The organism is Zobellia laminariae (genome assembly GCF_030553095.1).
GTDB lineage: Bacteria > Bacteroidota > Bacteroidia > Flavobacteriales > Flavobacteriaceae > Zobellia > Zobellia laminariae.
In genome coordinates this window covers 2,241,452-2,264,623 of the sequence record NZ_CP130738.1, presented here as the reverse complement: position 1 = coordinate 2,264,623, position 23,172 = coordinate 2,241,452, and the positions used below count along the sequence as shown (strand labels likewise).

Sequence of the window (23,172 nt, the reverse complement as noted above, 5' to 3'; positions counted from 1 at the left end):
TATTCAAAATCGGTGCGTAATATGTCCGATCAAGTTTTTAAAGAATATTTTTTAACTAGTTCAAAAAATATAAAACTTCCATAATAGAATATCTATGCAATTACCTAAAGTCTTAATACTTAATCAACCTTTTGTCACAAATACTGGTGGAGGAATTACAATGTCAAATCTCTTTTCGGGATGGGATAATGACAAGCTGGCCGTTACCTGCTTAGGATATCTTTTAACAAAAGATATCGACCCTGAAATTTGCAATAACTACTATCAGTTGGGTTCCGAAGAACGAAAATGGAGTTTTCCATTCAATCTATTAAGCCGAAAATATTCAAGTGGACCAATAAAATTCAACGATGTTTCCAAAAACAAAGTTGTTGATGAAAGTAGTAAATCAAAATCAAGAGTAGGCTTTCTAAATAAATATATGAACCCCATTTTAGAGTATACCGGTCTAGTTCATATAATCACTAAAATAATACTTTCGGAAAAATTTCGCAATTGGCTGGATGAATATAACCCAGATGTAGTATATGCACAATGCTCTTCTAGAGCTAGTATTCTTTTTTGTATCGCTGTTCAAAACTACCTGAAAAAGCCCTTCATCTTTCACATGATGGATGATTGGCCATCCTTGATTGGCGTTAAAGGTTTAATGAAAAAGTCTTGGCAACGTAGAATAGACTCAGAATTTAGAACATTACTAAATGTAACTGATATACATCTAGGTATTTCTGACTATATGAGTGAAGCGTATCAAGAAAGATATGGAAAAGACTTTGCTACTTTTCACAATCCCATAGATTTAGAATTTTGGCAGAAAGGTCAAAAAAAGAATTATGACCTTAGTCAAAACCCGACAATTTTGTATGCAGGCAGAATAGGCCTTGGTATTGATTCTGCTTTAAAATCAATTGCGGAAGCTATTTCCAATGTAAATAACGAACTTCATATGTCAATAAAATTTATGATCCAAGCGCAATCAGCACCATCTTGGATAAAAAATTATAATCACGTTGAACACAAAACATTTGTTCCCTATGAGCAACTTCCTTATGAATTCGGAAGCGCTGACTTTTTAATATTACCGTATGACTTTAGCCCTGAGTCTTTGGCCTACATTAAATATTCTATGCCAACTAAAGCTTCTGAATATATGGCGAGCGGAGCTCCAATAATAATCTACGCGCCAAAAGAAACCGCATTAGTTCAGTATGCAGAAAATAATTCATGGGCGAGTATTGTTACTCAACAAGATGAATCTGCTCTTACGATAGAACTAAAAAAATTGGTTCTTGACAAAGACTATCGAGAAAGTCTTGCAACAACTGCTAAAAAACTAGCAGAAGAAAGACATGACACCAAAGTAGTAGCTCAAAATTTTCAAGAAATAATTATTAAAGCTGCTCAAAGCATATAATTAACTTAATCAAAATGTTTTATTGTAGTAAGATATTTTAAAAGACTTTTACTCTTAGGTCAAGCTTTACCCGATTAAGTCTAACACTCGTCGAGATTTGTACAACTCTAAACATCAAATGTTCTATTTTGGTACTTTATTTAACTGACTGCTAGACTTCATGCAACACATAGAATGAATATATAAGTCATAGCCAACCTTGAGATTTAAAAGAAATTTGGCAGGTTTTTTGCTGTAAACATTATAATACACTTAGAATATACCGGTTTGATATCAAACGGATTATCATCTTTTTAAATAGTTTAGAACACTATAGAATTCCCCCTAAAAATGAAAACAGACACAATTCCTTATAATTCTATTCGAGAAATAATTGCAGTTTTCTTTTCTTTTTTTATTTCTCTTCATATGTTACAAGCCCAAGTCAAAATTGGGGAAAACTCTAGCAGTATTCATCCAACTTCAGTATTAGAGCTAGAAAGCACCTCCCGTGCCCTAGTCCTTACAAGACTTACTGACGCTCAAATGCTGGCAATCACCCCTTTGCAAGGCGCAATCGTTTACAACGTAGATCAAGAATGTATTTATTATTATAACGCAACTGTCTGGAGAAATCTTTGCAGCGAAGAAGAAGGTTCTGATGGTGATAACGCCACTTTAATTGATAACGGCAATGACACCTATACATTTACCGATACAAATGGAATTGAGACTTTAATTTCCTTTAATAGTACTAATGGAAATTCTTTAACTGGTGAGCCTTACTCAATTTTCTTTGCTGACACTGACATGACCGCTACTCATAACAATGGCGAACTTTTTTGGGATAATATCAACAACAACTTAGGTATTGGCACCAACACTAACTTAAATAATAAATTAACCGTTAACGGAAATATTGGGGCAACTCAGTTATTATTGAATAATGCAAACCAAGAAGCTACTCCTCTGATAATAAGAGGTAGTGAAGCAGACCAAAGTATGATTGCCTTTCAAGATGGAAATCTAGGCAGAACACTTTTCGACATAAACTTTAGGGGAGCCGGACTAAATATTGATGAAGTAAATAAAGAACATAGATTATTTATGAAAATCTTAGGAGGGTTGGGTATCGAAACACGTGAACCCACCGAAACCCTAGATGTAGCAGGTACATTACGGGTAAGAGAATTAGCAGCATCCCAAACTAACGATAATTTTGTAACGGTAGACGCAAATGGAGTTTTCCATAAATCAGTTACTAATTCGCTTTCTGGGAAGAGTTCCACAAATTCTAGCAATAACTTTTCAGGAAGATGGACCAATAATTTATCTAAAATTGGCTTAAAATTTGGGAAGACCATTGCTCCCATTTTTACTATAGAACAATTCAAAGATGGAGACAATTCTATTTATGAGGTAAAAGGCAATTCGCTAGTCGTAAAATTAGCTGGTTTGTATGATATTAGAGCCAACCTATCATTAATTGGTGCCAACACCTCCACTACTGGACAGATTGCTACCACAAGCGCTAAAATTAATATAAACGGCTCACCTGTTGGCGCTATTTTTGTTGCAGCAAATAATGGCTCTACCAACAAATCAGTAATATCAAGTATTCTTGTTAATGAGCTTTTAAGCTTAAAAGCTAATGACGTAATTACAATTGTTATTTCAACAGATTCCTTTTCAGATACAATATATATTAGCGAAAAGGACACCTCAAACTTTTCAATCACTAAATTCAAATGAATATCCCCAATTTAATAATCCTTCATTCAAATTATATACTAGTAACTAGATCATAAACCAAATGAAGAATATTGTTATAGGAATACCTACCTACAAAAGGGAAATTTTACTTAAGAAATTAATCAGAAGTATTTTCGCTAGTAATTTAGATAAAGATTTTATAGATAGCGTTGACATTGTTGTTGTAGATAATGACAAGCTAAAAACAGCAGAAATAACGGTAAATGAACTTAAACAAGAGATTCCAAATCAATTTACCATACATTATTTCAATAATTCAAATAAAGGGTTATCTAATGTAAGGAATGAAATTTTAAGGCAAGCCTATACCTTTAACCCAGATTTTTTAGTTTGTATAGATGATGATGAATATATAGTTGAAGATTGGCTTAATGAGTTAACAAAAACTATTGTTAACAATAAGGCAGATATTGTTGTTGGACCGGTATTGCCAAAATTTGAAAATGAAACACCAAATTATATATCAAAATGGTTCAAACGAAAAAAACATTCAAATAACGAACAATTATTTGCTCCTATTGGATCGGGAAATCTCATATTAAGAACCGCATTTTTTAAAAAAAATAACATTTTTTTTGACATGCGATTCAACAGCACAGGTGCTGAAGATACTTTCTTTAGTCTTCAAGCTATTAAAAATAATGCAAAAATCTTTTTTTCGGCAAATGCTATAGCTTATGAATATTTTCCGAAAAGCAGAGCGAACATAAACTGGCTTTTTAAACGTTATTTTCGTGGGGGTAATACCTATACTTATATTCTTATACTTGAAAAAAATTACCTCTCGTTACTGAGGAAAATTCTTGTGAATATATTTTCGCTAATCTTAGGTATGATAATTTTAGTGTCCGTTCTGTTTCCCTTTAAAAATAGATATTATGTTCTTCTAAAGCTCATTGCTCCTTCTTTAGGCAGCTTCGCTGCAATTTTCAATTTCAAATATCATGAATACGGTCAAAACAAATAATCTGAAAACATGAAAACTGCACCAATTCTACTATTTACTTATATTAGATTAGACACCCTAATAGAAACTGTTAAGGCTCTCAAAGAAAACATTCTTGCTAAAGATTCAGATTTATATATTTTCTCAGACGGCCCTAAAAAAGAGGCTGATGTCCAAAAGGTAAATAAAATACGAACGTATTTAAACTCCATAGAGGGGTTTAAAAATGTGTTTATTTCAGAATCAACTCTAAACAAAGGACTAGCTTCTTCAATAATATCTGGTGTATCTGAAGTAATGAGTTTTTCTGATAGCGTAATTGTATTGGAAGATGACTTGATTACCACACCTAATTTCTTAACCTATATGAATTCGGCCCTTCATAAATATGAAGAAACAAGTAAAGTATTTTCCATTTCAGGATATTCCTTGACCTAGGTGCTCAATCAAAATCTCAAGAAGAAAGCTATTTTCTTAATAGAGGTTGGTCCTGGGATGGGCAACTTGGAAGGATAGATGGATAGCAGTTGATTGGAATGTCAGCGACTATAACACCCTAAAAAACAGCAAGAACCGAAGGAGAAAATTTGCTCAACTGGGCTCAGATGTAAATACCATGCTAAAACGTCAAATGGAAGGGTCACTCGATTCATGGGCCATACGTTGGTTTTATCACCAGTTCAAAATAGATGGTATTACCCTCTATCCATTATATTCAAAAGTATACAATGATGGCTGGGATGCACATGCTACGCATACTTCTGGTTCTAATAAAAGATATTTACCCCTATTAGATACAAATCATAGCTTGAATATTCAATTCCCTGAAATTATTGAAGTGAAGAAGAAATATCAGAATCGTTTCTTAAGAAAAATGGGGATTAAAGCACGAATCTTTTCAAAACTAGAAACTATGTTTCTAAAAACATTTAATAGTAAATGAAAGAGTTCATAAAACAAATTAGATTTTTCTACCTAAAACGTATCAAGTGGAGAAAACATCAAATAGGAAGTAATTTCTATTCAGGACTCAGAGTATATATCTGGGCTAGAACAAAAATTACCATCGGTGATAATTTTTATATTGGAAGAGATTCTCAGATTGAAACAGATTGTATTATTGGAGATAATGTAATCTTCGCTAATAAAGTAGCACTAGTTGGGAAATATGATCATCATTATCAAGAAATAGGGGTTCCTATTCGACTAGCTCCAAGAATACGTGATAAAAATTACAATTGGAAAGGCCTAAATCAACTAACCATAATTGAAGATGATGTTTGGATAGGCTATGGCGCTGTTGTAATGAGCGGTATCACCATAGGAAAAGGAAGTATAATTGCTGCGGGATCAGTGGTAACAAAAAACACAAATCCATATACTATTTATGGCGGCAATCCCGCAAAGGAAATAGCTCCACGATTTGATTCTGAAGAAGATTTAGAAAACCACATTATTAAAGAGAAAGAAACTTTAACTAAAATTTCTGGGTACCATATGGGCCTTAAAGGCCTCGAAAGACATTAAAAAAATTCTATGGTTAATAAAAGTAAGGTTGACTGCTTGGGGTATTCTATTTTTGATGGAACTCTAAATCAATTACCCAAATTGGAGAAGACCTTGATAGGCACCATAAACCAATACTCCTATTGTATTGCAGAAGAAGACCCCGACTTCAAAGAAGCATTGATGCAGTCTGATGTCTTAATACCTGATGGTATTGGAATTGTTCTTGCCTCCAAATTTCTTTATGGAAAGAAAATAAAAAAAATTGCAGGTGCTGACATTCATGAATTTCTTTTAGAAAAACTAAACCGAGAAGGCGGTTCGTGTTTTTACCTTGGTTCTTCAAAAGACACCCTTTCTAAAATAAAGAAAAGGATATCAATCGAATACCCTAATATTAGCATTGGCACTTATTCCCCTCCTTTTAAGCCTGCTTTCTCATTAGAGGAAAACGCAAAAATGCTTGAAGAGGTAAATCAATTCAAACCTGACGTTTTATTCGTTGGCATGACAGCACCTAAACAAGAAAAATGGAGCTACACAAACAAAGAATTTTTAAATGCAAAAACCATTTGCTCTATAGGTGCAGTATTTGATTTTTACGCAGGTACAATTGAACGTCCAAGTGAAATATGGATAAATCTTGGATTGGAATGGTTAGGCAGGTTATTAAAGGAGCCCAAACGTATGTGGAAAAGATACTTATATTACGGTGTAATTTTTGGCAAATATTTAGTGATAGAAAAGTGGAAGCTTAAGGATATAAAATCTCAATGATAATCTTCGGCTTATATTCAGTTATTATATGGATACCAACCTTTCTCTATATGATACGCATACCAAAACACGTATCCAAAAGAGTCAAAATATAAAGCATACAAATTATTGAGCATGATAGACCCTAACATAGTCTATTTCAAAAGTAGCCGGAAAAACACCGTCATCAACGCCATTCCCATCCGAAAATTCAGTTCCAACAGAGGTATCCAAAACAAAATATAATGATTTTGAAAATGGCCAATTATTCTCATTTGCAGAAGATGGTTTTATAAACGTGTAAACAATGTTTTCCATTGTATCAATATAAAATTTCAAATATTCATCTGTCCAAAGAATACCATATATATGAAACTCTTCCTCTGCAGTCTCTAATGGAATAAATCCTGAATTTGCTGCGATGTTTTCGCCATTGAGCACATTTTCCGCCGTGTGCACTGTATTAAAAACCCTATTGGGGATGTGGCTTGTATATTCCATAAAAGAAATTTGTCCACATTTTGGGTACCCAACAGTTCCAATATTATTCCCTAAAAGAACCAATTTAGACCAAAGGCCACTACCACTGCCAGAAAGCTTGGCCCGCACTTCAAATTTGCCATATGTAAAGGCAACATTACTATTAATTCGTGCAGATGTATAGTCACCTTCTTTTTGTCCCAAACCTGTTTTTTTTGAAATAATTTTCAAAGTTCCATCACTTAACTCTAAATTCTCATCAGCAGTAAAATTTTGCCATCCATGATAACCCACTCCCGCTAACGAGGTTTCTACAAACCAATTTTCTTTTGAAAGATCCGAGCCATTAAATTCATCACTCCAAACTAATTTGGTATCTGACCAATAGTCTAAAGCGTTTACGTTGCTTCCAACTACCATACGATCATTTATCTCTGGTTTACCAGAATTTATCTGGTCTAAATTTCCATCTGAATTGGAACAATTAGCAAGAGTTCCTACTAGACAAACAAATAATAATGATTTAAATTTAATTATACTTTTCATTCCAGTTCTAGTTTTATAATCTTATTTAAAAAAACTAATAATTTCAATTTTTCTCTTTTCAAAACTATTAAATAAGTTCAACATCATCCTTATAAGGTTTTATACTCCGAGAATTTAGTTCCGTTGCTAAATTCAAGTTCCAACCTAACAATAGTAGCTAAGAATCTAAAAATTAGTAACAATTTAATTTAACCATCTCGATATTCGATGAAAGAAAGACAATACTATATTTAAAAAATAAAGACATCCTTTAATCAATAATTGACCAATCTAGCTCATGCAAATCAGAATACTCCCAATTGCCAAATCTTCCAAACGGAATAATATCATTTTTTTTAAGGCAAGCAATACTATCTAATGTACTCTTATCTAAAATAAGCTCTGTAGGATAACACATAGGCACATAAAGCTTTCTAACATGCGATAAGCCACTAATATTTGGAGCTAATTCTTGTACTCGGTCTTCAATATTTGAAATAACGGAATTGCGTTTCTTGCTATTTAATTGCACCATCAAAAAGTTATTACTAATAGAAAAAATCCGAATGATATCGGAATGATAATCACAATCATAAATCATTTGATTTTCTTTAAAATCGCCATCATGAGTAAAAAAATGAAACTTACAACCAGCATAACTAGTATCATGATAATATTCAAGAGAACATAATTTCAACAGCTTATGAATAGGTAAGGTTGAAATTAATTGTTCATAATGCACAATACTATCATTAAGATGCACTTCTTTTTCCTTAACGTCAATATATTCTATGTTTAAATAATTTAGCACATTTGGATTAAGTTTGTCTATTGCATATTTAAAAAGTGATTTACCATTAATATAACCTATTCGTGTATTCCCTTTAGGGTTCACATAATGTCTTTCAATTTTAGACTGCACTTGGCTAAAAGGTACTGTAAACATTTCCTCACCCCATTGTTTAGCCCCTAAACACAAGTTTTTATCAACACCTTGTGCTTTAACCATGAAATCAGCAAGAGAACCTTCTTTTATTTTAAAAGTAGAATAATCAAAATTTTTCAATTTTGAAAATGAAACCATTATTGGCTTTTGTTCTGCAACATCGTCAAAAAGATCGGAATTATAAAGTTTAGACTCTTTGACAGGAAAAATAGGTAAGGGACTAAATTGAAAGTTTTGATGTTCTAAGGTGAAAATTTGTTTCGCCTCTTTGCTCTGAAGAATCAAAACATCATCATGATCATTATTTTTAAGTATCTTATGATATGCAATTAACGAAGCATAACCATAACCCAAAATGCAATATTTTACGTTTACAATCTCTTTACTCATATTACTCATGCGGGAATATTCTTATACCTAAAACTACTTAAAGTTAGAGCTAATTCTTTTCATTAATATTTCTAACCATACTAAGTTAATTACTTTATTTAACAAGGAGCGATTTAGACTTGAATACCCTTTGAAAGTAAATTTATTTCGTTAAAATACAAATATCTAACTCTTATAAAACTCTAATTTCTATTGCAGAAATAAAAAACTAAGCATATTCATTTTTTCTTTTTACCGATATTTTCAAAATAACACCGACAAAATAGCTTGAAAAAGCAATTTTTAAAATAAATTTAAATTCTAATCCAGAATTGCTTTCTCTTCAAAATACAAAATAGAATGGACCAAGGTTTCTATAGTTATACCAACTTTTAATAGATTCAAATACCTAATGAACACCATAAAATCTGTAAAACAACAGACTTACGGAAATTTAGAAATTATTATTGTTAATGATTGTTCAGCAGAACAAGAATATTACGACTATGATTGGGAGGGCAATGGATTAACCATTGTTCATTTAAAAGAAAATTCAAGAGTAAAATCAAAACGTTTATTTGGCACTGCCGGTTGTGGTTATGTCAGAAATAAAGGTATAGAAAAATGTAACGGTAAGTATATTGCGTTTTGTGATGATGATGACATTTGGTTTCCAGAAAAAATAAAACTTCAGTTAGATGCAATGAAAAGAACCGGTTGTAAAATGTCTTCAACGGATGGACTTTTTGGCTATGGCAGTTACAATGAAAATTTGAAATACAAAAAGTACAATGCGGAATATTATTTTCAAACCTTGTATAAAATTTACGAAAAATATTCAGCCAATATTGGTCGGAAAACATTGCAGAAAATTCCATTAATTAATAAAGTACTAAACCAAAAGACTAACAACATGTTAGCGAATGGTTTTCCTGACATATGGACTTTTGAGTTCTTAAATGTGCATAATTGTATTATTATGAGTAGCGTAGTCCTAGAAAAGTCAATTTTGACCAAAATAAATAATTTTAAAAATATTAGAAATGGTAAAGAAGATTATGATTGCTGGTTGAGAGCATTAAAACATACAAATAGCGCTTATGTAAAAGAAATCTGTTTTTATTATGATGGAGGGCATGGAGATGGACAAGAATGGTAATTTCTACATAGCAGCTGTTTCTTATTAAAATTAATTACCGCCCTTTTTCTTTCTACTTATTTTTAGCCTAAAAAATATAATCCACGTTATACATAAAGCTTCGTTCTAAATTCACGTATTTTCAAAGAGCAAACTAATTTTAACTAAATATTTTCTTAGTAATTACGAAGGTGCACATACAAAAGCAAGAAGCTATTTATACTAGGTGGGCCATCGTTTTAATTACAACTAAGCCCCACAACTAACTACTAGTTATTTTTAAAAAAGAACTCATGAATTTCAATGAGGCTGCTTCGTTTTATCTGTACCAAGTCTCTGGTTTCCTTTAAAAAAATTCCTAACGACCGCTCATTGTATATAAACTTCATAGCATCTGAATAATCCACAACTACATACATATCTCCGGATAATCTGTAAAAAGGTATGACAGCTTTATTTTTCACCTTTATCCCCCTATTCAGAATTTTACCTTGCGTCAACAGACCTTCCACTTTGTTTTCATTTTTTTCATCGGATGCTGTTTTCACATAGGCCACCATCATCTTGACCCATTCCGTCCTGTCTATTAAAAACCATTGTACTTTTGTGAAATCTATTCCATATTCATTAATCCAACCATGACTAGTAAAACCAAGTAAGACTTGCTTTATACCATTCAATTCTGGCTGATCCATTGGCATAAATTCCTGAATCTTAAAAGTGATTAAAGAAGCCGAAGACATGTCTTTTAACTTTTTACCATCAAAGTCCAATGTTTTTAATGAAAAACTGGTCATTCTAGGATTATTTGCCAACAACCATTCCGTAGCAGTTAACTCCGCTCTTTCTTTCATTTGTTCCACCGCGGCCACACTTGCACCAATAGCAACCAATGCGCCCACTGCTCCCGCAACAACAGCTCCATCGTTTTGGGCATTCGAATATTTCGGAAATGACAAGAGTAAAACAATCAACAGCATCGTTAAGTTTTTCATGCACATAATTTATCAGTGGTTAGTATGGATATTATTGAAATAATATTAAAGACCAAGCCTGCAAAATTCAATGTTCCCCCAAACATCTCTTAAACAGGCCGGTCTATATCTTAATTAAATTTTATATTGAGTAGAGTACTTTTTAAAACACCACTTACAGACATTAGATTGGACATAGATTTTTTGACTATAACAATTGTTAATTGGTCCATAGCCTGAAACCCTAAACCTGCCTTGTCAATCCTAGAAGCAAGCAAGTTGCAGTCTAGCATGCATATCTTCAACTCCATAGAGTTGTGCTGTGTGAGTAATATAATATTTGGTCATCTATCAGTTTGGTTAGACCAAAACTACCACCATAAAAAGATAACCCCTTACAGATATCCGTAAGGGGTTTAAGTTTTAAAATAATAATACAAAGACGAGAAGCCAAAACTTTAGATTCTACCTTGCTTAATTAACTTGGCAATAAGGTGATGTGTGTTTTTAGCCCCAAAGGCATCAAACAAACGGCTTACTTTTTTATCAATAGTACTTTCGCTATTTGGAGAAATATTTTGATTCTTTAGCTTTTCAGAGATTTCCTTTTTAGTAAAACCTTCGGCTAGATCTTGTAAAATTAAAAGATCATACTTATCTAGCTCAAAAACCGAGTTGTTACTGTTCAGATTAATTTGGGGAGATACATAAGTTCTATTTTGGTAAACTTCTTGTATAGCAATAATCAACTCATTAAGCCCATTACGACCTTTACAGACGTAGCCGTTTATTTTTTGATCTGTAAAAAGCGGATTAATTTGGGCAGGATCATCTATCATAGAATTTACAATAACTTTGATATCCGGATCTACCTGCCTTACTGCATCAATAAGAGCTTGGCCTGAAGTTAGCCTACGAGCTACAGGACCTTCTTTAAATGATAAATCGGTCACTAACAAGTCATAGGGTTCTTTATTAAGAAAAGCTACCTTAAACCTATTAAAGGCTTTATCGCAATAAAGTTCTTCTTGGATATCTTCTACCTCCATCCTATTTTCCAAGGCATTTACAATGCCTTTATTGGTGTCTTGAAAATCTTCTGCTATCAGTATTTTTTTGAACATAGTCTGCACTATTTAATTCGGTATTTCAATTTGAGCTTTAAAACCATCGCCCTTCTCTGAATCAAAAGTAAGACTTCCGTTAATTGCTAGAATACGCTTTTCTGTATTCCACAAACCATTTTTATTATTCAAGCTGCTTTTTGTAGCTCCATTACCGTTATCTGTGTAGTTAATTTTCAACTTTGTCTTAGTCCGCTCAAAATGGATTGACACAACAGATGCAGCACTATGTTTCTGCATATTTATCATGAGCTCTTGCAGCACCTTGTACAAAGTTTTCTTAGTAATATCGGACAAAATCAACCAATCTATGTCTGCACTACCAGTCACTATTAATTGTGTGTTTTTACAATAACTACTTAGCATACTAAAAAGAACTTCTTTAAATTTTGGCCCGGTATCTACATCATTAATTTTTCTAGAAAAATCTCTACTTTGATTGTAGAGATCATCAACAACATTTAACACATCTGTGTTATCCGAACCATTTTGAAGCAATACCATAGCATGGTTAAGCTTACCAGCAAAGTCGTCATGCAATTTTCTAGACAGCTCAGCTTCCGTTTCATAAATTGCCTCCATTTTTGCCGTTCTATTCTCCTGTTTTAATCGCTTAGCCCTTTGAATTGAGAAAAATCCTGCGAAAGCGGAAATGAACAAAATCAATGCTAAACCAGTGTAGGATATTATTTTTTGGTTACGCTCCTTTACCACCTCCAATTGGTGCTCTACGTTTTCCTTTTCCAAATTAAGTATAGATTCTTGCTTTAACTTATCATCATACCTGTATTTGGCAAATTGGGTTTTTACTTTTAATTCTTGATCATAAATACTATCCTGCAAAAACACATACCTATTTCTTATCTCAATATTTGTAGGCGATAATTGCATCACAAATTTTAAGGCATCCTTTTCTGCACGCGGGATTTTTAAACTTTTAGATAATTGGATAACCGAATCAAAATATATCCTGTATGGCAATTCTAGGGTTGTCATTACTATAAAATTCTCCCAAATGGGTATAACTGGCAATTTTACCTCTTTTGTCCTTTTTCTGAACCCTTATTTTTAATGGCTGCTCAAACTCATTACTTTTAATAGACACCCCAGACAACCACTTTGCATATGCAAGATTATCCAACACTCTTGCATACTCCTTTGGGTTCTTGGAAATAACAGAATCTTTGCTAATCTCAACTAGCAGCGTAACAGCCTTATCAAACTCCTTATTATCAATATAATTAGCCGCTAGGTTATTTTCATAAATGAGCTTATCTGTTTCGGATTCTGCTGTATGAATAGCTTTCTGGTAATAGTCTATAGCATCAGAAAAGTTGAGTAACTTCCTGTGATTGGTAGCCAAGGTATTGTAACAATTAGCCCTTTTTGCGGGATTCTTCAAAAAAATTAAAGCATCCGTAAGTGTCTCTTTACTACCAAAAAAATCATTATTGTTCTTTTGAATAACACCTATATTCATAAGATTCTCCCCAACCAAGCTACTGTCTTTAACTCTCATGAAATATTCTTTTGACAAAGAATAATTTTCAATAGCCTTGTTATAATCGTGCGCTATTTCGGCAAAATAATACCCCATTAGATAGTACTGTTCTCCTAATACAGACGCTTTATCTACATTAAGGGAATTACTTAGCAATACATCATTATAGAAACGCAGGCTATCATACTCTTTAGAAATTAAATGAAGTAGATTCTTTTGATAAAGCACCTGACCATAGAGACTATCCTTGATAGAATGTTTAATCTTCTGATATGATTTTAGAGCATTACTATTCCTATCTATTAAAGAAAGAGATTTATCTTTTGATAGATTATAGTAGAACAATGTACTGTCCAAAACCTCACCAGACTGTACCATGCACTGGTCATTCCTAGATGTACAGGAAGCCATTAAACAGCAAAAAAATAAGAACAAAAACTTCTTCAAAAGGAACAATTGGTGTGAGGTTTAATTAAAAAGAGCAAAATTATATAGCAGGCTCAAATTAGTAAAATAAATTCGCTTAGCTCCTTGCTCCGGTGTACAAATACCACTATAAATACTCATAATACACATATTTACCTACAACCTATAAATTGCGGAAACGATCAAAACAAAGATTTCGTATATTTGTGGTATATTATTTGCTAACGTAATTGTATGAAGCACTTTTACCTCTTAATTACTTTCTTATGTATTTCCTTTTCCTATGGGCAAAACGCTCAAAGTAATGGTGATATTAAAGATTTTAAACTTTACCCAAATCCGGTAACTAATGGAAAGGTATATGTTAGCACTTCTGATGTCTCTCCAAAACAAATCTTAATTTACGATGTTTTGGGCACACAGGTTTTAGAAACAAAAATTATTGGCGATGAACTAAATCTTTATGATTTAGATGCCGGTGTATATGTTCTACGCGTATACCAAAACAATAAGGTTGCTACAAGAAAACTAATCGTTAAGTAGCTCAATACGTTTTCACTCCAAAGTACTACATTCAGACTCTAAAGTTTATTTATTTAGGACAAATGCCTCTCGATAAACGGTAACAAAATAGGGATGAATGAAACCTGACATGCCGTTCACCAACACCTAGGCTGCTTTCACAACATTTTATAAGACCTACTACATCCTTTAGTTACCTTTAAAGTATTGACCCCAAATCAATAGTTATGCGCGTTACCTACCTTATGCTTTTAATGGTTTTTTCCATTAGTATGTCTGCCCAAGATTCATTTGATTTTCAAAATCAACAAAAAGAAGAAATTCCCGGTTTTAAGCTGTACCCCAATCCTGCTTTCAACGACATGGTGAATGTCATTACAAGGGACAATCAACTCAAACAGATTAAAGTTTACGATGTATTCGGTAAAATTGTACTTACCCAAAAAATCTCCAAAAGCAACCTAAATATTTCAAGACTAGTGCCTTATGGAGTTTATGTACTACAAGTAACTGAGAACAAAAAAACCAGCAACCGCAAGCTAGTAGTAAAATAATAGTAATAAAAAGGCCCCCTCTCGGGAGCCATTTCAATTTAATCAAAAACAAATATTCTTAACTCCCCTTAATCTATCGCTTCGCAACATAATGTTCAAAAAGAAATAAACAGGGAACTTGTTTTTATAATATCTCAACCACTTCTAGATCAAAAATAAGATCTTTACCAGCTAAAGGGTGATTACCATCTACCACTACACTTTCTTCCTTAACATCAGTAACAAGTAGATTAATTTCCTGTCCGCTTTGAGTTTGAGTAACTAGACCCATACCAACTTTAGGCTCTACATCCTGTGGCAATTGACTTTTAGGAACTTCCTGAATCAATTCTGCCTTAGGCTCTCCGTAAGCTTCCTCTTTAGGAATATTCACAGTTTTTTTCTCGTTGACTTTCATGTCAATAAGACCTTTTTCAAAACCAGGTATCAACTGGCCTTGACCCATTGTAAATTCAATAGGCTCTCCTCTTTCCACAGAGCTATCAAAAACTTCACCTGTAGCTAATTTACCTGTGTAATGTACTTTTACTTTATCGTTCTCTTTAACTTGACTCATAATATCATTTTAAAAAAACAGCAAAATGCTATTTTATAGCTATTGCGGTAAAGGTACAGGTATATAACCGGTTACAAAATCTTTAACCCCAGCCTGTGAGGTATTAAGAAAAAATTAACATATTGCAACGCGTTCTCTAAAAGAAATTAACAGCCATTACGGATTTAAAGAACAGCTCTTACACCTATATCAAAATTATCCACTTTTACCCATCTTGTTTATTTTATACGGAAAAGGTTATGACTATTTTTGCAACGGCAACACAATTATGAACTGTAACGAAATTTTTAAAATTAATTCACAACGTGAATTTGATGTACAAGCTCTTAAAGTTTATAGACATCAATATCGCCATAATGCCGTGTACTATAATTTTGCTCGTTTTTCAGGAAAACAGAAGAGAATGTGACTCAAGTTTCCGAGATACCCTTTTTACCAATTTCTTTTTTTAAGTCGAAAGAAATTATTTCCGGAGGGAAGAATCCTGCCGCTATTTTTACAAGTAGTGGAACCACCGGAAGCGAAACCAGTAAACATTTTGTAAACCGAATAGCACTCTACGAACAGAGTTTCCGAGAGGCATTTGAACATTTCTACGGAAAAATTGAAGACTATTGCGTCCTAGCCCTACTACCTTCTTATCTTGAACGAGAAGGGTCATCACTCATCTACATGGTAGATGATATGATTAAACAAAGCAAACACGTTGATAGTGGGTTTTACCTTAATGACCTTGATAGTTTACGAAAAAAATTGACCCAACTAGATGCAAGAGGTCAAAAAATACTGCTTATAGGGGTTTCTTTTGCCCTTTTGGATATGGTTGAAACACACCCGCTACAACTAAAGAATACTATTATTATGGAAACTGGCGGTATGAAAGGCCGCAGAAAAGAACTAATTCGCGAAGAGCTTCACGACATCCTAAAAGCAGGGTTTGGCGTACCGGTTATACATTCAGAATATGGTATGACAGAATTATTATCGCAAGGCTACTCAAAAGGAAACGGTATTTTTGAAACACCTCCTTGGATGAAAATATTGATTCGTGACACCGAGGACCCATTAGCCTACCAAGACCACAAAAAAACCGGCGGTATAAACGTCATTGATTTGGCAAATATTGATTCTTGCTCCTTTATTGCCACACAAGATTTAGGCAAAACTTATGCAAACAACACATTTGAAGTGCTAGGCCGTTTTGACCATTCTGACGTTAGAGGCTGTAATTTAATGGTACTTTAAAGCCCCAATATTTTAGCATCTACAAAGAACGTTGTATTTACATCTATCTCATGATCTGTAGCAATTAACTCATCCGTAACGGTGTTCATTCTAAGATTAAAATTATCTTTTTTGATGTATTCTTTTAAATCAACATCCAAGACATCTACATCCAAGACATCACCTACATTTTCATCTACTACTTCTTTTGAAGCTATCATGATTTCATCAAGACCATCTGCAGAAATATAGACTTCTAAAGATTCTAGAAAACTAAAATCGCTATCATCTGGCGACGTAATCTCCAGCTGAAGCTTTGTTAACTTAATCTCTTCTATAAGGTCTTTACGGGTGTCGTTTACTTCAAACTGAGAATCTGAATTGGTTTCCATGTCCGGAGTGAACATATCAAAAGGAAGGTCTATAACAGCAGAAGCGGGAATAGTAACCTGACTTTTATAATCAAGATTAAATTTGGTAAGCTCATCTAACTTATCGCAAGAAACAAGTGCAGAAAAAACGGTAAGAATCAGTAAAAATTTGCGCATCTATTTGGGTTTGAAAAATGTTACTCTTTAGATAACGTCTTTCAAACCCAACTTAGTCTACGTATATAGTTAATAATCTAAACTACCTATTTAACAACTAAAACAAAATAGTTCTTCTTTCCGCGTTGTAATAACACAAACTTGCCATTGATCAAGTCATCTTCAGTAATTAGGTAATCACCCTTTACCTTTTCTTTATTCACGGAAATAGAATTTTGCTTTAACTCTCTTCTTGCCTCACTGTTAGACGCTAAAAATCCTGTTTTATCGGCAAGTGCACCAATCATATTAAGCCCTGAAGTAAGTTCTGACTTAGAAATTTCGGCCTGCGGAACACCATCAAAAACATCTAAAAATGTCTTTTCGTTTAAGCCTTTTAGGTCTTTGGATGTTGACTTCCCAAAGAGAATATTACTGGCCTTCTGGGCATTTTCTAAATCTTCTTGAGAATGTACCATTACAGTAATTTCCTCAGCAAGACGTTTCTGTAAAAAACGCATATGAGGCGCTTCTTGATGCTCTTTTGTCAACCCGTCTATTTCCTCTTTTGAAAGAAACGTAAATATCTTAATATACTTTTCTGCATCTACGTCTGACGTATTCAACCAGTATTGGTAAAACTTATATGGTGATGTTCTTTCTGAATCTAACCAAATATTACCGCCTTCGGTCTTCCCAAACTTGGTACCATCTGCCTTTGTAATTAATGGACAGGTTAAAGCATAGCCTTTTCCGCCACCTATTCTACGGATTAGCTCAGTACCAGTAGTAATATTCCCCCACTGATCACTACCGCCCATTTGCAATGTACAGTTATGGTTTTGGTACAAGTATAAGAAATCATAACCTTGCACCATTTGGTAGGTAAACTCGGTAAAAGACATCCCTTCCTTAGATTCTGATGAAAGTCGCTTTTTCACAGAATCTTTGGCCATCATATAATTAACGGTAATATGCTTACCCACGTCTCTGATGAAATCCAAAAACGAGAAGTCTTTCATCCAATCGTAATTATTGACCAAGATAGCAGCATTATCTGCAGCACCTTCAAAATCTAAAAATCGCGATAATTGCTCTTTTATAGCCTCTTGATTATGTCTAAGAGTAGGCTCATCTAACAGATTACGCTCTGCAGATTTCCCAGAAGGATCTCCGATCATACCTGTAGCACCTCCAATAAGCGCATATGGTTTATGCCCTGCCAACTGAAAATGACGTAACATCATCACCCCCACTAAATGCCCTATATGCAATGAGTCTGCCGTTGGATCAATACCAACATAGGAGATTGCATTTCATTCATTAGGTGTTCTTCGGTTCCCGGCATTGCGTCATGCAACATGCCTCTCCATTTTAATTCTTCTACAAAGTTTGAAGTCATGTCCGTTTAATCTGAAATTTGACTACAAATATAAAAGTAAATCATTGCCTGACCTTTGATTAATACAGGAATTTATTCCCTGCTATTCGCTAACTTTGGCGCATGGTATTGGTTACAGGGGGAACGGGCTTAGTAGGCTCACATCTTTTATTGAAATTGGTACAGAACGGTATTTCCGTTAGGGCCATACACAGAAAGGACAGTGATCTTGAGCGCGTAGTTAAGATTTTTGGTTATTACACAGACGATGCCCAAAATCTCTTTAATAAAATTGAATGGGTAGAAGCTGATATTATTGACATTCCAGCCCTAGAAATTGCTTTTGACCAAATTACCCACGTCTACCATACCGCTGCACTAATTTCTTTTGACCCACAAAACTTTGACACCCTCGAAAAAATAAATACTGAAGGAACCGCGAACATCGTAAACCTTTGTATTGTAAATAGGATAAAAAAACTATGCTATACTAGCACTATTGGAGCTATTGGTAAAAGTTTGGGCAATGCCATGGCAAATGAAGAAAATGCTTATGGACGCCTAGAGAAGCAAATGTATACGGACTCACAAAGCAGGCTGCAGAAATGGAAGTTTGGCGTGGCTCACAAGAAGGCCTTCCTGTTGTTATGGTTAACCCTGGTGTTATTGTAGGTCCGGGATTCTGGCATAGTGGTAGCGGTGATTTGTTTACTGTTGCTAAAAAAGGATATCGGTTTTATCCTCCGGGCGGAACAGGTTTCATAACCGTTCATGATGTGGTTAAGATGATGGTTTCTTTAATGGATTCCGAGATTATAAACGAGCGTTATATTGCCGTAGCAGAGAATTTAACGTTCAAGGAGATTCTTACGAAAATCACTACAGAGTTTGGCATTAAACCTCCATCGGTTCAATTAAAATTTTGGCAGCTTGAAATAGGTAGATGGTTCGATTGGCTTAAAAACCTGTTTCTAAAAAATGGAAGGAGAATTACTAAAAACTCCATTCATTCTTTAAAGCATCGCGAAGTTTACGACAATACAAAAATTAAAAAGGATATCAATTTTGAGTTCGAAACGCTAGACGAGACCATTTCGTTTTGCTGTGAACGGTTTAAGGAAGAGTATCAGTAGCTTTTTCAGCCTTTTCTTTTTCTCGCTTAATTTTTTCTTTCGCTACTCTAAGACTATCATTTATCTTTTTCTGATCTTCTAACGCTTTCGCATCACGCTCAAGATTGGCTTCAACTTCTTTATAGATTTTTTCGTACTCTACCGGGAGCGAAGCATAGTAACGATCACTTTCTACCAATTGCAGACTGTCTATATTATACTTATTAAAAATATAGTCCATAGGTTCTACACCATTATCCCTAAGCACCTGCAAATTGGTTGTTTTAGCTGCATTTACAATGGCTAAATCTTGAAGTATCTCAACCATTTTCTCTTTTGGAATAAGATTTTTGGGCTCTTCCAAAAGCTTTTCATTACAAGCAGTGAATGAAAAGAATATCAAAACGATTGCTAAAACTCTCATATTATCTATTGAATGTTAATCGCTTGGCATTTTTTTCTGTAGAGAAATTTCCGTTTTCATAGGCCAAATGACCATTTACGAAAGTATGCGTGACAGAAGACTTAAACGTGGTGCCCTCAAAAGGAGACCATTTACATTTATATGCAATATTTGCTTTGGTTACCTCATAAGGAGCGTTCATATCTACAACTACCAAATCTGCATAATACCCTTCTCTAATATAACCTCGCTTCTCAATCTGAAAAAGTATAACCGGATTGTGACACATTTTCTGCACCACTTTCTCCAAAGAAATGACGTTCTCATGAACCTTATCTAACAATGCTGTAAGTGCATGTTGTACCAACGGACCGCCAGAAGGAGCTTTAGTGTAAACATTCTCTTTTTCGCTAAACAAGTGAGGTGCGTGATCCGTAGCAATAACGTCTAAACGGTCATCCAATAATGCTTTCCATAACTGGTCTCTGTCCGCTGCCGTTTTCACTGCCGGGTTCCATTTGATCAAAGTGCCCTTGGTGTCATAATCTGCTTCGGAGAACCACAAGTGGTGTACACAGACCTCAGCGGTAATTTTTTTCTGTTCAAGCGGAATATCATTTCTGAACAATTCCGTTTCTTTTCCTGTGGATAAATGAAACACGTGAAGACGAGCTCCCGTTTTCTTCGCTAACTCTATGGCTTTTGATGAAGAAAGGTAACAAGCCTCTTCACTACGAATTTTAGGATGATATTTTATAGGAATGTCATCTCCGTACTTTTCTTTATACTCCGCAAGGTTTCTCTTTATTGTACCTTCATCTTCACAATGGGTAGAAATTACCATTTCGGTATTTCTAAAAATTTCTTCTATAACCACCTCATCATCAACCAACATATTCCCTGTAGAAGAACCTAAGAATAGCTTAACACCAGAGCAGGCATTTCTATCCAATCGTTTTAATTCTTCTAAATTATCGTTAGTCCCTCCAAAAAGAAAAGAGTAGTTGGCGAAACTAGACTTAGCTCCCATCTCAAACTTTTCTTCTAATTTTTCTATGGTGGTGGTTTGCGGGATAGTGTTGGGCTGCTCCATATATGTGGTTATACCACCTGCTACAGCTGCCCTGCTCTCTGAGGCTATATCACCTTTATGAGTAAGACCCGGTTCTCTAAAATGTACCTGATCATCTATAACTCCCGGCAAAAGATACTTGCCTTTAATATCGATTACTTTTGCGGTATCATCGGAAATATTGACCGCAATTTTCACGATTAAATCATCTTGAAGCAGCACATCGCTTTCAAAAGTTGAATTTTCGTTTACGATTTTGGCATTCTTAATCAATACTTTCCCCATACTAAAATCTAGATTTTTGGAACATACTTCGTATTTTCATCATGAAAACACAAAGATGGCCTCTTTTATAATAGATGATGTCATTTTTGATTGTCCTCTTACCCTATCCCTGAATATGATGGACACTTCTTCAATTTTATAATTCTTGAGATAGGCCCTGAATTTCATTTCAATTTGGAAGGCATAGCCTATAAAACGAACGGAATCTAAATTAATATTTTCTAAAACATGCCGTCTGTACACTACAAAACCAGCCGTAGGATCGTGTACTCGCATTCCGGTTATCATCTTAACGTAAAATGAAGCCCCATAGGATAACAATACGCGGTACAATGGCCAGTCTACCACATTTACCCCTTTTTTATAACGGGAGCCAACTACAACATCTGCACCATTGGCACACGCTCTGTACAACCTTAATAAATCTTGCGGGTTGTGGGAGAAATCGGCATCCATCTCAAAAATATAGTCATACTTCTTCGCGATAGCCCATTTAAAACCATGAATATATGCCGTACCTAAACCCGCCTTCTCTTTTCTAACTTCTAAAAAAAAGTTTTCCTGCATACTCTTCCTGCAGCTCAATTACTTTTTTAGAGGTACCGTCAGGTGAATTGTCATCAACAATTAAAACATGAAAATCTTTACTAAGATCAAAGACAGCCCTAATAATAGCTTCAATGTTCTCTATCTCATTGTAAGTGGGGATAATAACTATACTGTCTGACACGTATTTGCTTGAGTTTAGGCAAAAATAGCATTTTAAAAGTCACCGAAAAATGTCAACTATCAAATTGTGATATTTTTAAAGGTTTGCTATTTATCAGAATTTGTAATTTTGATCGTTGTTAATATGATAGGCTATGCCTAAATTTGAGATACCAATTAAACAATGAAGTCAAAACTGCCCCGAATTTTTATTATTCTATTAGGAATTGGTTTTTTGATAAACCTGCTTCAGTCCTATTTCACTCCGCTTATTTTTGACGAGGCATACTACTGGCATTATGCCCAAAAACTATCTTGGGGCTATTTTGACCATCCTCCTTTGGTTGCCTTGCTAATCAAAATCAGCAGCTTCTTTTTTGACGGGGAGTTGGGAGTCCGTTTTATGAGTTGTGTACTCTCTACCGCTACACTATTTATTCTTTGGAGCACCATAGACAATCCAAAAAAGAAGGATTATGTAGTGCACTTTTTTATACTCGCTTACTCCATGACGCTTTTGAACGCTTATGGATTTTTTACCCTACCAGATACACCCCTGCTATTTTTTACCGCTCTTTTGCTATATGTTTACAAACGATTCCTAGAGAAACCTAGCCTATTATGGGGAATAATAATGGGTGTTACCATGGCGGGCCTTATGTATAGTAAATACCATGCGGCTCTTGTTATCATATTTATTCTATTATCTAACATAAAATTAGTCTTTAATAAATATGCCTTACTTTCTGTTTTTGTTGCGCTACTTTGTTATGTACCACATTTTATATGGTTATCCCAAAATGACTACGTTACCATAAACTATCATCTTTTTGACCGCCCTAATGACCCCTACAATTTTAAGAAATACACTCTTGGTTATTTTGTAAACCTATGGTAGCATTGTTTGGTTTAACATTCCCCTGGGTTTACTGGGGCCTTTTTAAAGCCAAGGCACAAGATAAATTTACTAA

The 23,172-nt window shown here is 34.3% G+C and carries 22 protein-coding genes and 4 pseudogenes; 14 read left to right on the top strand and 12 right to left on the bottom strand.

All coding sequences use genetic code 11. The features are described from left to right. Positions 1-94: 94 nt before the first annotated feature. The 7 genes from Q5W13_RS10805 (at position 95) to Q5W13_RS10775 (ending at position 6,395) form a co-directional block, all read left to right on the top strand. Positions 95-1,414, top strand: coding sequence for a glycosyltransferase (locus Q5W13_RS10805; RefSeq protein WP_304446296.1), 1,320 nt, complete (start codon positions 95-97; stop codon positions 1,412-1,414). A 330-nt stretch (positions 1,415-1,744) separates the two neighbouring features. Continuing rightward, complete coding sequence (locus Q5W13_RS10800; RefSeq protein WP_304446295.1) at positions 1,745-3,145, top strand: phage tail-like protein; 1,401 nt, start codon at positions 1,745-1,747, stop codon at positions 3,143-3,145. A gap of 61 nt (positions 3,146-3,206) precedes the next feature. Then, entirely contained in the window at positions 3,207-4,133 is a 927-nt protein-coding gene (locus Q5W13_RS10795; RefSeq protein ID WP_304446294.1) for a glycosyltransferase family 2 protein, read from the top strand. A gap of 9 nt (positions 4,134-4,142) precedes the next feature. Then, positions 4,143-4,550, top strand: a complete 408-nt coding sequence (locus Q5W13_RS10790; RefSeq protein WP_304446293.1) for a glycosyltransferase — start codon at positions 4,143-4,145, stop codon at positions 4,548-4,550. 46 nt (positions 4,551-4,596) lie between these two features. Next, positions 4,597-5,055: a hypothetical protein gene (locus tag Q5W13_RS10785; protein WP_304446292.1), complete on the top strand. Its 459-nt coding sequence runs from the start codon at positions 4,597-4,599 to the stop codon at positions 5,053-5,055. Continuing rightward, on the top strand, positions 5,052-5,639 hold the full coding sequence (locus Q5W13_RS10780; RefSeq protein ID WP_304446291.1) for an acyltransferase: 588 nt from the start codon (positions 5,052-5,054) through the stop codon (positions 5,637-5,639). Before Q5W13_RS10785 ends, Q5W13_RS10780 begins: the two co-directional genes overlap by 4 nt. Before the next feature lie 9 nt (positions 5,640-5,648). Continuing rightward, positions 5,649-6,395, top strand: a complete 747-nt coding sequence (locus Q5W13_RS10775; RefSeq protein ID WP_304446290.1) for a WecB/TagA/CpsF family glycosyltransferase — start codon at positions 5,649-5,651, stop codon at positions 6,393-6,395. 105 nt (positions 6,396-6,500) lie between these two features. Here Q5W13_RS10775 and Q5W13_RS10770 read toward each other — a convergent pair whose 3' ends face one another. Further along, entirely contained in the window at positions 6,501-7,400 is a 900-nt protein-coding gene (locus tag Q5W13_RS10770) for a glycoside hydrolase family 16 protein (RefSeq protein WP_304446289.1), read from the bottom strand. A 250-nt stretch (positions 7,401-7,650) separates the two neighbouring features. Next, a complete protein-coding gene (locus tag Q5W13_RS10765) occupies positions 7,651-8,724 on the bottom strand; it encodes a hypothetical protein (protein WP_304446288.1) in 1,074 nt (357 codons plus the stop codon). A 382-nt stretch (positions 8,725-9,106) separates the two neighbouring features. Here Q5W13_RS10765 and Q5W13_RS10760 point away from each other — a divergent pair, with 382 nt between their 5' ends. After that, positions 9,107-9,853 carry a glycosyltransferase family 2 protein gene (locus tag Q5W13_RS10760; protein WP_304446287.1) on the top strand — a complete coding sequence of 249 codons (747 nt, stop codon included), beginning with the start codon at positions 9,107-9,109 and terminating at the stop codon, positions 9,851-9,853. A 248-nt stretch (positions 9,854-10,101) separates the two neighbouring features. Here Q5W13_RS10760 and Q5W13_RS10755 read toward each other — a convergent pair whose 3' ends face one another. The 4 genes from Q5W13_RS10755 to Q5W13_RS10740 all read right to left on the bottom strand — a co-directional run bounded on the left by Q5W13_RS10755 (position 10,102) and on the right by Q5W13_RS10740 (position 13,809). Further along, positions 10,102-10,827, bottom strand: a complete 726-nt coding sequence (locus Q5W13_RS10755) for a hypothetical protein (protein WP_304446286.1) — start codon at positions 10,825-10,827, stop codon at positions 10,102-10,104. Positions 10,828-11,264: 437 nt separating this feature from the next. Then, the gene (locus Q5W13_RS10750) at positions 11,265-11,930 is read right to left on the bottom strand and encodes a DNA-binding response regulator (RefSeq protein ID WP_304446285.1); all 666 of its coding nucleotides are present in this window, start codon (positions 11,928-11,930) and stop codon (positions 11,265-11,267) included. 12 nt (positions 11,931-11,942) lie between these two features. Continuing rightward, on the bottom strand, positions 11,943-12,926 hold the full coding sequence (locus tag Q5W13_RS10745; RefSeq protein WP_304446284.1) for a sensor histidine kinase: 984 nt from the start codon (positions 12,924-12,926) through the stop codon (positions 11,943-11,945). Continuing rightward, positions 12,889-13,809 (bottom strand): tetratricopeptide repeat protein, encoded by a 921-nt coding sequence (locus tag Q5W13_RS10740; RefSeq protein WP_304446283.1) that lies wholly within the window; start codon positions 13,807-13,809, stop codon positions 12,889-12,891. Before Q5W13_RS10740 ends, Q5W13_RS10745 begins: the two co-directional genes overlap by 38 nt. A gap of 282 nt (positions 13,810-14,091) precedes the next feature. Between Q5W13_RS10740 and Q5W13_RS10735 the strand changes: the two genes are divergently transcribed. Both Q5W13_RS10735 and Q5W13_RS10730 read left to right on the top strand, forming a co-directional pair. Further along, complete coding sequence (locus Q5W13_RS10735) at positions 14,092-14,400, top strand: T9SS type A sorting domain-containing protein (protein ID WP_304446282.1); 309 nt, start codon at positions 14,092-14,094, stop codon at positions 14,398-14,400. Between the two features lie 206 nt (positions 14,401-14,606). After that, positions 14,607-14,933, top strand: coding sequence for a T9SS type A sorting domain-containing protein (locus tag Q5W13_RS10730; protein WP_304446281.1), 327 nt, complete (start codon positions 14,607-14,609; stop codon positions 14,931-14,933). A 124-nt stretch (positions 14,934-15,057) separates the two neighbouring features. Here Q5W13_RS10730 and Q5W13_RS10725 read toward each other — a convergent pair whose 3' ends face one another. Then, positions 15,058-15,489 (bottom strand): FKBP-type peptidyl-prolyl cis-trans isomerase, encoded by a 432-nt coding sequence (locus Q5W13_RS10725; RefSeq protein ID WP_194532759.1) that lies wholly within the window; start codon positions 15,487-15,489, stop codon positions 15,058-15,060. Positions 15,490-15,757: 268 nt separating this feature from the next. On the opposite strand from Q5W13_RS10725, the pseudogene Q5W13_RS10720 reads away from it, so the two are divergent. After that, positions 15,758-16,734 (top strand): annotated as a pseudogene (locus Q5W13_RS10720) (LuxE/PaaK family acyltransferase). Here Q5W13_RS10720 and Q5W13_RS10715 read toward each other — a convergent pair. Both Q5W13_RS10715 and tyrS read right to left on the bottom strand, forming a co-directional pair. Then, entirely contained in the window at positions 16,731-17,261 is a 531-nt protein-coding gene (locus Q5W13_RS10715; protein ID WP_194532761.1) for a hypothetical protein, read from the bottom strand. The pseudogene Q5W13_RS10720 and the gene Q5W13_RS10715 overlap by 4 nt on opposite strands. An 86-nt stretch (positions 17,262-17,347) precedes the next feature. Further along, positions 17,348-18,642, bottom strand: a pseudogene (gene tyrS, locus Q5W13_RS10710) (tyrosine--tRNA ligase). A gap of 102 nt (positions 18,643-18,744) precedes the next feature. Between tyrS and Q5W13_RS24940 the strand changes: the two are divergent. Both Q5W13_RS24940 and Q5W13_RS24935 read left to right on the top strand, forming a co-directional pair. Further along, a pseudogene (locus Q5W13_RS24940) lies at positions 18,745-19,262 on the top strand (NAD-dependent epimerase/dehydratase family protein); the annotation flags it as partial. A 6-nt stretch (positions 19,263-19,268) separates the two neighbouring features. Continuing rightward, on the top strand, positions 19,269-19,754 hold the full coding sequence (locus Q5W13_RS24935; RefSeq protein WP_368662595.1) for a Rossmann-fold NAD(P)-binding domain-containing protein: 486 nt from the start codon (positions 19,269-19,271) through the stop codon (positions 19,752-19,754). Here Q5W13_RS24935 and Q5W13_RS10700 read toward each other — a convergent pair. From Q5W13_RS10700 to Q5W13_RS10690, 3 genes and pseudogenes are all read right to left on the bottom strand, one after another. Continuing rightward, positions 19,735-20,157, bottom strand: a complete 423-nt coding sequence (locus Q5W13_RS10700) for a DUF4296 domain-containing protein (protein WP_155594953.1) — start codon at positions 20,155-20,157, stop codon at positions 19,735-19,737. The two genes, Q5W13_RS24935 and Q5W13_RS10700, sit on opposite strands and share 20 nt — an antisense overlap. 1 nt (position 20,158) lies before the next feature. Beyond that, positions 20,159-21,493: a dihydroorotase gene (locus Q5W13_RS10695; protein ID WP_304446280.1), complete on the bottom strand. Its 1,335-nt coding sequence runs from the start codon at positions 21,491-21,493 to the stop codon at positions 20,159-20,161. A 1-nt stretch (position 21,494) separates the two neighbouring features. Then, a pseudogene (locus tag Q5W13_RS10690) lies at positions 21,495-22,223 on the bottom strand (polyprenol monophosphomannose synthase). Between the two features lie 162 nt (positions 22,224-22,385). On the opposite strand from Q5W13_RS10690, the gene Q5W13_RS10685 reads away from it, so the two are divergent. Then, positions 22,386-23,099: an ArnT family glycosyltransferase gene (locus Q5W13_RS10685; protein ID WP_304446279.1), complete on the top strand. Its 714-nt coding sequence runs from the start codon at positions 22,386-22,388 to the stop codon at positions 23,097-23,099. Positions 23,100-23,172 lie beyond the last annotated feature (73 nt).

Coding starts and splice junctions, on each gene's coding strand:
- Q5W13_RS10805 (WP_304446296.1), top strand. CDS start 95: ATGCAATTACCTAAAGTCTTAATACTTAATCAACCTTTTGTCACAAAT.
- Q5W13_RS10800 (WP_304446295.1), top strand. CDS start 1,745: ATGAAAACAGACACAATTCCTTATAATTCTATTCGAGAAATAATTGCA.
- Q5W13_RS10795 (WP_304446294.1), top strand. CDS start 3,207: ATGAAGAATATTGTTATAGGAATACCTACCTACAAAAGGGAAATTTTA.
- Q5W13_RS10790 (WP_304446293.1), top strand. CDS start 4,143: ATGAAAACTGCACCAATTCTACTATTTACTTATATTAGATTAGACACC.
- Q5W13_RS10780 (WP_304446291.1), top strand. CDS start 5,052: ATGAAAGAGTTCATAAAACAAATTAGATTTTTCTACCTAAAACGTATC.
- Q5W13_RS10775 (WP_304446290.1), top strand. CDS start 5,649: ATGGTTAATAAAAGTAAGGTTGACTGCTTGGGGTATTCTATTTTTGAT.
- Q5W13_RS10770 (WP_304446289.1), bottom strand. CDS start 7,400: ATGAAAAGTATAATTAAATTTAAATCATTATTATTTGTTTGTCTAGTA.
- Q5W13_RS10765 (WP_304446288.1), bottom strand. CDS start 8,724: ATGAGTAATATGAGTAAAGAGATTGTAAACGTAAAATATTGCATTTTG.
- Q5W13_RS10760 (WP_304446287.1), top strand. CDS start 9,107: ATGAACACCATAAAATCTGTAAAACAACAGACTTACGGAAATTTAGAA.
- Q5W13_RS10755 (WP_304446286.1), bottom strand. CDS start 10,827: ATGAAAAACTTAACGATGCTGTTGATTGTTTTACTCTTGTCATTTCCG.
- Q5W13_RS10750 (WP_304446285.1), bottom strand. CDS start 11,930: ATGTTCAAAAAAATACTGATAGCAGAAGATTTTCAAGACACCAATAAA.
- Q5W13_RS10745 (WP_304446284.1), bottom strand. CDS start 12,926: ATGACAACCCTAGAATTGCCATACAGGATATATTTTGATTCGGTTATC.
- Q5W13_RS10740 (WP_304446283.1), bottom strand. CDS start 13,809: ATGGTACAGTCTGGTGAGGTTTTGGACAGTACATTGTTCTACTATAAT.
- Q5W13_RS10735 (WP_304446282.1), top strand. CDS start 14,092: ATGAAGCACTTTTACCTCTTAATTACTTTCTTATGTATTTCCTTTTCC.
- Q5W13_RS10730 (WP_304446281.1), top strand. CDS start 14,607: ATGCGCGTTACCTACCTTATGCTTTTAATGGTTTTTTCCATTAGTATG.
- Q5W13_RS10725 (WP_194532759.1), bottom strand. CDS start 15,489: ATGAGTCAAGTTAAAGAGAACGATAAAGTAAAAGTACATTACACAGGT.
- Q5W13_RS10715 (WP_194532761.1), bottom strand. CDS start 17,261: ATGCGCAAATTTTTACTGATTCTTACCGTTTTTTCTGCACTTGTTTCT.
- Q5W13_RS24935 (WP_368662595.1), top strand. CDS start 19,269: ATGGTTAACCCTGGTGTTATTGTAGGTCCGGGATTCTGGCATAGTGGT.
- Q5W13_RS10700 (WP_155594953.1), bottom strand. CDS start 20,157: ATGAGAGTTTTAGCAATCGTTTTGATATTCTTTTCATTCACTGCTTGT.
- Q5W13_RS10695 (WP_304446280.1), bottom strand. CDS start 21,493: ATGGGGAAAGTATTGATTAAGAATGCCAAAATCGTAAACGAAAATTCA.
- Q5W13_RS10685 (WP_304446279.1), top strand. CDS start 22,386: ATGAAGTCAAAACTGCCCCGAATTTTTATTATTCTATTAGGAATTGGT.